We start from the raw sequence: 13,391 nt of genomic DNA on the forward strand, positions 1-13,391 counted from the left end.
TTTTCCACATCTTTTATTTATAATTAATAACGATAAAAACTATTGGAGATGAAATTAATGAACACAAAAGAATTATGAATTGAAGTTAAAGAAATATTATCTCGTGATGAATCAGTTTCCCCAGAAATTTATAACTACTATATTAGTGACACAAACTTATATACTGTATCTGATAATAACTGCTTAATTACAACAAAATCAGAAATTGCAATTGGTGTTTTTGAAGCAGGATTAAATGAAAAAATTAAAAATATCTTAAAAAAACTAACTGGAATCCAATATAATATTTCATTTGAATTAGAAAAAAATATCAATAAGCAAGCATCTGTAATTAGTAAAATTGACACATTAACAGAAAACAATAACCTTGCTTACTATGAAAATTATACTTTTGAAAATTTTGTTCGTGGTGATTCTAATCACGAAGCAATGCAAGCAGCTTTAGCAGTTGCTTTAGATCTTGGAAAAAAATGAAATCCATTATTCATATATGGAGACTCTGGACTAGGAAAAACACATCTATTACATGCAATTGAAAATAAGGTAAATGAAATTTATAAAACAAATAACCGAGTAAAATATTTAAAAGCTGATGAGTTTGGAAAAATTGCTATGGATATTTTAAACCAAGGCCATGAAATTATTGAAGCTTTTAAAACATCTTATGACATTTACGATTGTTTATTAATTGATGATATACAATTATTAGCAAAACGAAATAAAACAAATGAATTATTTTTTCATATTTTTAACTCATATATTGAAAAAAATAAACAAATTGTAATTACTTCTGATAAATATCCTGATGATCTAGGCGGTTTTGAAGCTAGAATTATTTCTCGTTTTTCATATGGTTTAAGTATTGGCTTAGATTCACCAGATTTTGAAACAGCACTTAAAATATTAGAACAAAAACTAAAACATCAAAATAACTTAGGATTATTTTCAGAAGAATCACTAGAATTTATTGCTTTAAATTTTAACAGTGATGTTAGAAAGTTAGAAGGAGCAATTAAACGATTATTATTTTTAGCTGTTATGAACAAAAAACCAAATGAAATTATTACATTAGCTGATGTTGAAAAGGCATTTAAAAATGCCCCCCTGCAAAATAATGAAAAAATTACCCCTAAAAAAATTAAACAAATTGTTGCTGACAGTTACAATATTACTATCAAAGCAATGATGAGTAAATCACGAGTTAGTAATGTTATGCAAGCACGACAATTAGCAATGTATTTTTGTAGAACATTACTAGATGAACCATTTACAAGGATTGGAACAGAGTTCGGTGGCAAAGACCACACAACTGTGATGAATAGTGTTAAAAAAGTTGAAGCACACATTAGTACAAACAAAGAATTTAAACATTTAGTAAATGCAATTCGTAGAAAAATTGAAGGAAGATAGCACATTATTTTCCACGATTGTTTTTTAATAAAAAATAATATTATTCAAAACTTTATCAAGTTTTCCACATTTTCTACAATATAATACTAATAAATAAAAAACAATATTTTAACAATGGTATATAATTATTTATATATTACAGAATATACTAAAGTAAGGAGTAAAAAAAATGATTGTAAACATTAAAAGAGATAAGATATTAGATGAATTATTGAAAGTAAGTCGGATAATTTCTCAAAAGACTTTAATTCCTTCATTATTGGGAATTTTAATTGAAGTTAAAAAAGACAAAATTACTTTTACTACTTCTGATGGTGATACATCAATTAAATCAGAAATTATGGGCAATGATTTAAACATTACTCGAATTGGAAGTGTCTTAATTAAAAATAAATTTATTGTTGAAGTTATTCGTAAAATTGAAGATGAATTTATTACATTAGAAGTAGTTGAGGGCAATTTAATTAAAATTAAAGCAAATAATTTTGATTCAGTTTTAAATACATTAAACTCAGCAGATTATCCACATTTATCATTTGAGACAGAGGGTAAAGAAATAATTTTTACAAGTACAGTATTAAAAGAAATTATTTCACAAACAAGTTTTGCAATTGGAGAAAAAGAAAAGAGAATAGTTTTTAATGGTTTAAATATTAAAACAGATCAAAATAATAAAGAATTAATAATTACTGCAACTGATTCATTTCGATTATCATGTAAAAAGATTGACTATAGTAATAATTATAATTTTGATGTTATTATTCCTGGAAAATTTATTAATGAAATTGGGCGTTTAATTTCAGAAAATGATCAAGAAATTAAAATGAAAATTACTGATAAGTCAGTTAGCGTTATTATTAATAATACAATTGTTCAAACAAAAATTATTGAAGGAAAATATCCTGATACAAGTAAAGTTATTGCAACTTCCTTTAATACTTCATTAACAATAAATAATCGTGAACTAATTAAAATTATTGAGCGAGCTAGTGTTTTATCAAATGAGACGATGACAACAATTGTTACATTAAAAATAAAAGAACAAAAAGTTTTAGTTACTTCATTTACACAAGAAATTGGTAACACGGAAGAAGAAATTAGAGACTTTAAAGTTGAAGGAACAGACCAAATAATTGCTTTTAATTCAAAATATATTTTGGATGCTTTAAAAGCCTTTAAAACAAAAGAAATTACAATTAAAATGATTGATGAAACAAAACCATTAATTATTACTGCTAATGATGATCAAACATTACAACAATTAGTTTTACCAATACGGTCATATTAAAAACTCATTACTGAGTTTTTTTATTTTATAACTTTTTTATAGGGTTAAATTAGACACTAAAAATATAAAAATATTTTTTAAAGGAAGAATATTTAAAAATATATTTGATAATTTAGCCCTAAATTAGGTAATAATGGTAAAATAAAAGAAAGCGGAAATGGAGAGAATTATTTATGGGTGATAATTATAATTCAGAATCAATTCAAATTTTAGAAGGTTTAGAAGCAATTCGAAAACGACCAGGGATGTATATTGGTGCGACAAATGCAAGAGGTTTACATCATTTAGTTTGAGAAATTGTTGATAACTCAATTGATGAAGTTTTAGCTAATTTTGCTAATAAAATTAAAATTATTCTTAATAAGGATGAATCAATTACAGTTATTGATAATGGACGTGGAATTCCAATTGAAATTCACCCAAAAACAAAAGTTTCAACATTAGAAACTGTTTTTACTATTTTACATGCAGGAGGAAAATTTGATTCAAATACATATAAAATTTCTGGAGGTTTACATGGTGTAGGAGCTAGTGTTGTTAATGCTTTAAGTAAATATTTAAAAGTTGAAGTTAGAAAAAATAATAAAAAATATGTAATGGAATTTCATAATGGTGGTCAAATTTTGACACCAATTAAAGAAGTTGGTTCAACTTCAGAAACTGGAACAACAGTAACTTTTTTACCAGATGAAAAGATTTTTAAAGAAACAACAATTTTTAGTTTTTCAACAATTCAAAATCGAATTAAACAATTAGTTTTTTTAAATAAAGGCTTAGAAATATCATTAGTTGATTTACGAGAAGAAGATGAAGAAAAAACTGTTCTTTATCAATTTAATAATGGAATTAAAGATTATGTTTTAGAACTAAATAAAACAATTGGGACACCATTAAACGATGTTTTTTATGTGGAAGGAATAGAAGATAATATTGTTGTTGAATTTGGTTTGCAATATAATGATAATTATTCAGAAAATATTTTTTCTTTTTGTAATAACATTAATACCCATGAAGGTGGAACTCACGAAGAAGGTGCTAGATTAGCCATTGTTCGTGAAATAAATAATTATTTTAAAAATATTAATAAAAATAATAAAGGTAACGAAGATAAATTTACTTGAGATGATATTAAAGAAGGAATGACAATAATAATTTCTATTCGTCATCCTGAACCACAATATGAAGGTCAAACTAAAACAAAATTAGGAAATAGTGAAGTTAAAAAAATTGTTTCCAATATTGTTGGAAAAGGATTAAGTAGTTATTTGTTAGAAAATCCAGAAGATGCAAAAAAAATTATTGAAAAAATAAGTTTATCGTTAAAAGCAAGAATTGTTGCACAGCGTGCAAAAGAAATAACACGTCGTAAGATAGTTATGGATAGTTTTTCATTACCAGGTAAATTATCAGATTGTGAAACAAAAGATGCTAAGATAGCTGAACTTTATATTGTCGAAGGAGATTCTGCTGGTGGAAGTGCTAAATCGGGCCGAAATCGAAAATTTCAAGCAATTTTACCGTTACGAGGAAAAATTTTAAATGTGGAAAAAGCAAAACAAATAAAAATATTTGAAAATAATGAAATTAATTCAATTATTACCGCATTAGGAGCAGGTATTAAAGATAATTTTAATGATAAAAAATTACGTTATCAAAAGGTAATCATTATGACTGATGCTGATGTTGATGGCGCACATATACGAATTTTACTATTAACATTTTTTTATCGTTATATGAAAGATTTAATTGAAAATGGCAATATTTATATTGCTCAACCACCATTATATAAAGTAGAAAATAGTAATCAGATTCGATATGTTTATAGTGATAATGAATTAGAACTTTATAAAGAAGAATTATTAAAACAAAATAAAAATTATACAATTCAACGTTATAAAGGTTTAGGAGAAATGAATCCAGAACAATTATGAGAAACAACAATGGATCCAGAACGGCGTTTATTACTGAAAGTTTCTGTTAATAATGCATTTGAAGCAAATTTAATTTGTAATGAATTAATGGGTGAAAATGTTGAACCACGGAAAAAATTTATTCGTGAAAATGCAAAATATGTTAAAAATTTAGATGTCTAGAAGAGAGGTATAATGATGAAATCAGAAAATGATGGATATGATTATGATGGTAAAATTCGTGATATTGATATTGCTGATGAAATGAAAAATGGTTTTTTAGATTATGCAATGTCAGTTATTGTTTCACGTGCAATTCCTGATGTTCGTGATGGATTAAAACCAGTTCATCGACGCATTATTTATGCAATGTGAGATTTAAAAATGACTTACGAAAAACAACACAAGAAATCAGCACGAATTGTTGGTGAAGTAATTGGGAAATATCATCCCCATGGTGATACTGCTGTTTATGAAGCAATGGTTCGGATGGCACAAGATTTTTCTTATCGTTATCCTTTAATTGATGGTCATGGAAATTTTGGTTCAATGGATGGTGACCCTCCAGCGGCAATGCGATACACGGAAGCAAAAATGAGTAAAATTGCTGGTGAAATAATCAAAGATATTGAAAAAGAAACAACAATTTTTATTGATAATTATGATGGTAGTGAAGAAGAACCGACTTTTTTACCAGGATATTTTCCAAATTTATTAGTTAATGGTGCTAGTGGAATTGCTGTTGGAATGGCAACTAATATTCCACCCCATAATTTGAATGAAGTAATTGATGGAGTTATTGCGGTAACAAAAAATCCTGAAATAACGACCGTTGAATTAATGAAAATTATTAAAGGACCTGATTTTCCAACTGGGGCATTAATTACGGCTGGAAACGGTTTAATTAAAGCTTATGAAACAGGTAATGGGGCAATTACAATTCGTTCAAAGATTGATATTGAAGAAAATAATAATAAAAGACGAATTATTGTGTCAGAGATCCCATATCAAATTAATAAAGCAAAATTGTTGGAACGAATTGCAGAATTAGTTCGCGATAAAATTATTAATGGAATTAGTGACCTTCGTGATGAATCAAACATGGAGGGGGTTCGTGTTGTTTTAGAATTAAAACGTGATGCTCAAGAAAATGTTATTTTAAATAAATTATATAAATTAACGCCACTCCAAACTAATTTTTCGTTAAATATTTTAGCATTGTACAAAAACCAACCAAGAGTAATGGGATTAAAACAAATTTTAAAATATTTTATTGAACATCAAATTGATATTATTATTAAACGTAGTCAATTTGAATTAAAGAAAAATCGTAATCGTTTAATCATTTTAGAAGGATTAAAAATTGCTCTTGATAATATTGATGAAGTAATTGCAATTATTAAACAATCACAAACAACGCAAATTGCATCAGATGCCTTGATTAATAAATTTAATTTAGTAGGTGAACAAGCACGGGCAATTTTAGAAATGCGCTTACAAAGATTAACCGGATTAGAAATTGAAAAAATTAACAATGAAATTAAGGATATTAAAGTGGCAATAACCGAATTAGAAGAAATTATTAATAATAGTGAAAAACAAATTGACATTATGATTACGGAATTAACAGAAATTAAGAAAAAATATGGTGATGAGCGTCGAAGTCAAATTATTAAAGAAGAGCTAACAGAAATTGATCCAGAAGAATTAATTCGCCGGGAAGACACTTTAATTATGTTAACACAAGATGGTTATGTTAAACGAGTATCTGATGATACTTTTAAATTACAAAATCGTGGTGGGAAAGGGATTATTGGTTTAGCAAATATTGAAGATAGTTTAAAAAAAATTATTAGTGCTAATAGTATTGACTCATTATTAATTTTTTCAAATTTTGGGAAAGTGTATAAATTACGAGCTTATAATATTGAAACATATTCACGGCATGCACGGGGATTACCAATTATTAATTTAATTGCAATTGATAAAACAGAAAGTATTCAAACAATTATTGCTGTAGATGAATCAATTTCAACAGAGGATAATTTATTTTTCGTAACAAAAAAAGGTCTTATTAAAAAAACAAAAATAAGTGAATTTAATCAAATTCGCCAAACAGGGAAAGTAGCAATTGAATTAAAAGATAATGATGAATTAGTAAGTGTGATTATTACAAAAGGATATGATGATGTTATTATTGGAAATAATATTGGAAAAGTAATTCGATTTAATGAAAAGGAAATTAGACCAATGACGCGACAATCAGTTGGGGTTAAAGGAATTGCTAATGATGCTACTGGAGAAACAATTGGGGTGAGTTCAGGGCGGTCTGCGAAATATGTTTTATCAGTAACTGAAAATGGTTATGCAAAAAAAACAATAATTAAAGATTATCGTTTAACAGGACGAAATACTAAGGGTGTTAAGTCAATTAACTTAACAGATAAAACAGGATATTTAAAATTTGTCCAAACTGTAGATGGTGATGAAGACATTTTAGTAGGAACAAAAAAAGGAAATATTATTCGTGTTTCTCTAGAACAAATTCCATTATTTGGACGAACAACATCAGGTGTTAAAATTATGCGATTAGAACAAGATGATAAATTAGAAGTTATTGAAATTTTAAAAAAGAAAATTAACATTGAAGGAGAAAGATAAAAATGTTAGAACAAAAAGGAATTGTTGAAAATTTTGACGAAGTAATAAAAAAATTAAACCGCCGTCATGATGATTTTTCATATTTACAAGATATTAAAAAATTATCAGTTCAACGTCGCGAATTAATTGGTAAATCAGAAAAATTAAAAGAAAAACGAAATCTTGAATCAAAAAAAGTTGGAACCTTAATAGCAGAAAAAAAAGACCAAGAAGTACAAAAAAATAAAAAATTAATTAATACAATTAAACAAGAAATAGAAATAATTGATGGACAACTAGATGAAGTTGAAGAAAAAATTAAAGCAATTTTAGAAGCTACGCCTAATATTCCAGATGATTCAGTTCCTAGTGGGGAAGATAAAAATGATAATGTTGAGATTCGTAAATGAGGTAAAATCTCAAATCATCAGAAAGTAAAAGAACATTGAGAAGTAGCAACAAAATTAGACTTAATTGATTTTGATCGGGGAACTAAAATATCAGGTTCACGTTTTGTAGTATATAAGGGAATGGGAGCCAAATTGGAACGTGCTTTAATGAACTTTATGTTAGATGAACATGCAAAACGAGGATATATTGAGATTGAACCACCAATTTTAGTACAACCACAAATTATGTATGGTACGGGAAACTTGCCAAAATTTAAAGAGGATTTATATTATATTGAAAAAGATAATTTATATTTAATTCCAACTTCAGAAGTACCAGTAACTAACTTATACCGTGAAGAAATTTTGGAAAAAGATCAGTTGCCAATTTATCATACTGCTTATACACCATGTTTTCGTCAAGAATCTGGTTCTGCTGGGCGTGATACAAAAGGAATTATTCGTTTGCACCAATTTAAGAAGGTTGAAATGGTTAAATTTACTACAGAAGAAGCTTCATTTGAGGAATTAGAAAAAATGGTATTAGATGCAGAAAATATTCTCCAATTATTGGAAATTCCATACCGTGTAATTTTATTATGCTCAGGTGATATGGGATTTTCTTCAACAAAAACATATGATGTCGAAGTATGAATGCCTGGTCAAAATAAATATCGTGAAATTTCATCTTGTTCAAATTGTCTTGATTTTCAAGCACGCCGGATGAAATTACGTTATCGTGATGATAATGAAATCAAATATGTTCATACTTTAAATGGTTCAGGTTTAGCAATTGATCGTTTAATTGCTGCCATTTTAGAAAATTATCAAAATGAAGATGGAACTATTACAATTCCAAAAAAATTACAACCTTATTTTCAAAACCAAACTGTTATTGTATAAAATGTTTCACGTGAAACATTGCGGATTTTAATAAAAAGGATATGCAAAATAAAATTCTATGCTATAATTATTTATGTCATTACAATAGTTACATTTGAAATTGGTCAGGACTGGAAGGTAGCAGCCATAAGACTAAGGACTATGTGTAATGACATTTTTTATGATAAAGGTGAATTTATGAAAGATACTACATTAATTTTCAATAAATTATATAAGTTATCACAACGAGCATATAAGAAAAAACATGTTCCAATTTCTGCATTAGTTGTTGACCGAAATGGTAAAATTATTGCCATTGGATATAATAAAACAACAAAAAATTCAGTAACAACGCACGCTGAGATTTTTGCTTTAAATCAAGCATGTCGAAAAAAAAGAACAAATAAAATTAGTGATTGTTCAATATGAGTTACTGTTGAACCATGTATGATGTGCCTAGGAGCAATAATTAATTCAGGAATTAAAGTTATTAATTATTATTTATCAAATGAAAAATATGGTTTTTTAAAGTCTAATCATACTTTTGATGTCTCAAAATTAAAAGTTCAACATATTAGGAAATATGAAGAAAATATGATTTTAAAAGATTTAATGAAGAAATTTTTTGAACAATTAAGATAGAATATTTGTAATTAAAAGAGTAAAATAAGATTATTATAATAACAATAATAGGCGGAGGCATAAAAATGGATTATATTTCTTTATATCGTAAATATCGACCAAATAATTTTGATAAAATTGTTGGGCAAATTGAAATTAGAAAAGCTTTGAAAAATGCAATTATAAATAATACATTTTCACATGCTTATTTATTTTCAGGACCACGAGGGACAGGGAAAACTTCGATTGCAAAAATATTTGCAAAAGCAATTAATTGTATTAATTTAGATAATGGAAATCCGTGTAATGAATGTGCCAGCTGTAAGGAAATAAACCGTGCCGGAGCAGTTGATGTGTTTGAAATTGATGCTGCTTCAAACAATGGTGTTGATGAAATTAGAGAAATTAGAAATAATGTCCAATTACTTCCTACAATGACAAAATATAAAGTTTATATTATTGATGAAATTCATATGTTAACTAATTCGGCTTTTAATGCGTTATTAAAAACATTAGAAGAACCACCACAACATGTTGTTTTTATTTTAGCAACAACCGAAAGTCATAAGATTCCCGCAACAATTATTTCACGTTGTCAACAATATAATTTTCGTAAAATATCAAAAGTTGAATTAGAAAATAATATTATTAATATTTTACAAAAAGAAGAAATTAAATATGATTTAACTGCAATTAAAGAAATTGCCCTTTTAGCTGATGGTAGTGCTCGCGATTCGCTAAGTATTCTAGAACAAGTAATTATGTTTTCTGATCGTAATGTTACCTTGGAAAATGTGAATATTATTTTTGCAACAGTTTCAAAAACCATTAAATTAAAATTGTTAAAAGATATTTTAGAATATAAAACAACTGAAGTTTTAATCGCTAGTAAAAAAATTTACCAAGCGGGTTCTGATTTTGAAGTTTTAACATTAAATTTGTTAGATATTTTAAAAGAAATTTTTGAGTTTAAACAAACTAATAATTTAATTTTTTTAAGTTTATTATCAGAAGAGCAAGCAAAAGGATTTGCTGAACAATTAAGTTCAAAAGAATTAATTATGTTACTTGATTTATTTACTGAAGCAGCAAGTAAAATGCGAAATAGTAAAACACAAGAAATGTATTTTGAATTAATTTTATTAAAAGCTTTAGCAATCTTTGAAAATAATATTAAAAATTTAGAAGCTTTAAAATTAAGTGATTTAATGATTTTAACGTATGAAGAGGGAAAAGAAATTAATCAGCATAAAACAGAACAAATTTCTATAAATAAAAAAATAATAGAAAATAATTCTGAAAAAAGTCAAGTTCAAATTTTAAAAGATGATCTTATTGTAGAGAAAAAATTAAAAACCAATGATGAAGTAATTCATTTAAAAGAGCCAAAATTACCTAATAACCAACCATTATTTCATAATTTTTCATTATTTGATGATGAAGAACCTAATATTACTTCTTTTAATAACATAGAATCACAGCAAGATAAAATCATAGTAGATGAAAATGATATTCAAACTAATTTTAAACAAACAAAGGAAAAAGAAAGTTTTGAAACAATTGGATCAGAACAAGTTTCTTATGGAAAAGAATTAGAAGGAATAACTGACTTGCAAAAATATCGTGATGATATGAAAAATAAAATTAATATTTATGAATTTTCTAATATTAATTATTCTAATAATCAAATTTTTAATATTTTAATTAAAGCTAGTAAAGAAGAACGAGAAAAATTTGAAAGTAAATTTATGGAATTAATTAACGAAAAAAGTAAAGTAGTTCAATTAGATAAACTAATTAGTTTCTATGATGTTAAATATGCGGCTGCATCAGAACAAGGGCTCATTATTGTAACTAATACAAAACCAGAAGCAAATTGAATTAGTTTTGAAATGTGTGATTGAGAATTTCGTAATAAGATTTTCCAAGCATTTGATTTTGATTTTATTATTATTGCCTTAAGTGAAAATGAGTGAAATAATGTTCGCAATGATTATGTTAAAATTAGACAAGCAAATAAATTACCGCAACCAACATTAATTGATGTTGAAGAGTTTTACCAAAATTTATTAGTTAAACAAATTGATAACTATGAGGAACATAAAGATGTTCTTGAAACTGGTAAACAAATTTTTGATAACATTAAGATAGTTGAATAATTGATTGGAGATTTAAAATGAATTATTAAGAATTAATTATGGAATTAAAAACTATTTTAGGTGTTGGTAAAAAAACTGCTGAAAGAATTTTTAATAAATTAATTATTAAACCATCATTATTACAAACATTAGAACATGTTTTTAATGAAATAAAAAATAATTATCATCAATGTCCAATTTGTTCAACATTAATGCAAAACAATGTTTGTTTGTTTTGCCATAATGATTTACGTGATCAAACAAAACTTTGTGTTGTTAGCAATTTCTTTGATATTATAAAAATTGAAGCAACAAAAGTTTTTAATGGAGTTTATCATGTTTTAAATGGTGAAATTAATGTAAAAAATGGTATTACACCAGATAAAATGACTTTTCCTGTGTTAGAATCCCGAATGAATGATAAAATTATAAAAGAAGTTATTATTGCTGTTGGTGCTACTTTTGAAGGAGAAGTAACAGCTCAATACTTAAAAACATTTTTGCAATCTTTTGATATAAAAATATCACGTTTAGCACAAGGGATACCCAATTGGTGGTTCTTTAGATTATTATTGATGAGGTAACGTTAAAACAAGCTTTAGAGGGGCGTAAAGATGTTTAGGAACAGGGAGTGTAATGATGCTATTTATAACATTAGAAGGAATTGATGGTTCTGGGAAAACAACGATTTCAAAATTATTAAAAGAAAAATTACGGTCAGAGGGATACCAGGTTGTTTTAACAAGAGAACCAGGGGGCAATGAAATTGCTGAACAAATTAGAAATGTTATTTTAAGTAAACATAATTTGGGAATGGACCCATGAACAGAAGCTTTATTATATATTGCTGCTCGTAGGCAACATGTCGTTGAAGATATTTTGCCTGCATTAAAACGAGGAGAAATTGTAATTTGTGATCGTTTTATGGATTCCACTTCAGCATATCAGGGATATGCTCGTGGGTTAGGAATTTGAACATTAGATGAAGTACAATCAATTGTTTTAGGTACAACAAAACCAGATTTAACTCTTTTTTTTGATATTGAACCAACAATGGCGAGTGAAAGAATGAAAGTTCGAAATGAGGTTGAAATGAACCGTCTTGATTTAGAAAAAAATTCGTTTCACAAAAAAGTATACGAAGGATATCAAGTTTTAATTAGTGAGAATGCAGAGCGCATTAAAGTTATTGATGCTAGCAAGCCAGTTAATGAAGTATTAGAGCAAGTATATTATTATGTTGATGAAATTATTCAAAAAATAAAGGACAAAGAAAATGGATAATTTATTTACAAAACATGATGTTGAGAAAATGACATTATTTAAAAATTTAATTTTAAAAAATAATTTATCAAATCAACTTTTGATTTCTTGCAATAATAAAGTTAAGTTAGAAACATTTGCAACAGAAATTATTAAATTTTTATTATGTTTAAAAAAACAAGAAGCAGATTGTGAATGCGATATTTGTCAACGCATTAATAATAAAACTTATTATGATTTAAAAATTAAAGGTGATTTTGAAACAACAATCAAAAAAGAAGCAATTCAAAAAATTATTCAAACCTTTAATTATTCTGCTTTAGAACAAACAGGAATAAAAGTATATGTTATTAATGGTATTGATTTATTAACTTTAGAAGCTGCTAATTCATTATTAAAATTTTTAGAAGAACCTAGTCAAAATACATATGCTTTTTTATTAACAACTAATAAAACAAATGTCATTGATACTATTAAATCACGTTGTTTAAATATTATTTTAGAAAATACAACTGATTTATTAGAAATTGATGATTTTAAAAATGAATTTATTTGTACTTTTTTTAGCAATTTTATAAGTAACCCAACAAATAACTTTATTCATATTCGCCAGTTAAACAATTATGATAGTGTTGAATGCCGCCATTTTTTTTTAGCAATTGCTAATGTTTTAAAAAACAAAGAATGAGAAAAATATCAAATTACAGATCAAAATTTAATTCAAAAATTAAATCATAAAAATAGTAGGTTAATTGAAATTTGTTATACTATTGCAAATTTATTACTAGAAAATTTAAATAAAGAATTAATTTTAGAAAAGGGATTAATTGATTGGTATAACGAGGTGTAA

At 26.3% G+C, this 13,391-nt stretch carries 9 protein-coding genes, 1 other RNA gene and 1 pseudogene; all 11 read left to right on the plus strand.

Going from position 1 to position 13,391, the window contains the following annotated elements:
• Positions 1–57: 57 nt before the first annotated feature.
• Positions 58–1,410 (plus strand): chromosomal replication initiator protein DnaA, encoded by a 1,353-nt coding sequence (gene dnaA, locus SCITRI_RS00005; RefSeq protein ID WP_071890230.1) that lies wholly within the window; start codon positions 58–60, stop codon positions 1,408–1,410.
• Positions 1,411–1,579: 169 nt separating this feature from the next.
• Positions 1,580–2,698 (plus strand): DNA polymerase III subunit beta, encoded by a 1,119-nt coding sequence (gene dnaN / locus SCITRI_RS00010; protein WP_071890234.1) that lies wholly within the window; start codon positions 1,580–1,582, stop codon positions 2,696–2,698.
• A gap of 173 nt (positions 2,699–2,871) precedes the next feature.
• Positions 2,872–4,791, plus strand: coding sequence for a DNA topoisomerase (ATP-hydrolyzing) subunit B (gene gyrB, locus SCITRI_RS00015; protein ID WP_071890238.1), 1,920 nt, complete (start codon positions 2,872–2,874; stop codon positions 4,789–4,791).
• A 15-nt stretch (positions 4,792–4,806) separates the two neighbouring features.
• Positions 4,807–7,269 carry a DNA gyrase subunit A gene (gyrA, locus tag SCITRI_RS00020; protein WP_071890241.1) on the plus strand — a complete coding sequence of 821 codons (2,463 nt, stop codon included), beginning with the start codon at positions 4,807–4,809 and terminating at the stop codon, positions 7,267–7,269.
• Positions 7,270–7,271: 2 nt separating this feature from the next.
• Positions 7,272–8,540 (plus strand): serine--tRNA ligase, encoded by a 1,269-nt coding sequence (serS, locus tag SCITRI_RS00025; protein ID WP_071890244.1) that lies wholly within the window; start codon positions 7,272–7,274, stop codon positions 8,538–8,540.
• A gap of 70 nt (positions 8,541–8,610) precedes the next feature.
• Positions 8,611–8,701: signal recognition particle sRNA small type (gene ffs / locus SCITRI_RS00030), an RNA gene on the plus strand.
• A 16-nt stretch (positions 8,702–8,717) separates the two neighbouring features.
• A complete protein-coding gene (locus tag SCITRI_RS00035; RefSeq protein ID WP_071890247.1) occupies positions 8,718–9,161 on the plus strand; it encodes a deaminase in 444 nt (147 codons plus the stop codon).
• A 65-nt stretch (positions 9,162–9,226) separates the two neighbouring features.
• Positions 9,227–11,299 carry a DNA polymerase III subunit gamma/tau gene (gene dnaX / locus SCITRI_RS00040; RefSeq protein ID WP_071890251.1) on the plus strand — a complete coding sequence of 691 codons (2,073 nt, stop codon included), beginning with the start codon at positions 9,227–9,229 and terminating at the stop codon, positions 11,297–11,299.
• A 38-nt stretch (positions 11,300–11,337) separates the two neighbouring features.
• Positions 11,338–11,862, plus strand: a complete 525-nt coding sequence (locus tag SCITRI_RS00045; protein WP_237237976.1) for a toprim domain-containing protein — start codon at positions 11,338–11,340, stop codon at positions 11,860–11,862.
• 55 nt (positions 11,863–11,917) lie between these two features.
• Entirely contained in the window at positions 11,918–12,562 is a 645-nt protein-coding gene (gene tmk, locus SCITRI_RS00050) for a dTMP kinase (protein ID WP_071890255.1), read from the plus strand.
• A 1-nt stretch (position 12,563) separates the two neighbouring features.
• Positions 12,564–13,391 (plus strand): annotated as a pseudogene (locus SCITRI_RS00055) (DNA polymerase III subunit delta'); the annotation flags it as partial.

This window comes from Spiroplasma citri (genome assembly GCF_001886855.1).
Classification (GTDB): Bacteria; Bacillota_I; Bacilli_A; order Mycoplasmatales; family Mycoplasmataceae; genus Spiroplasma; species Spiroplasma citri.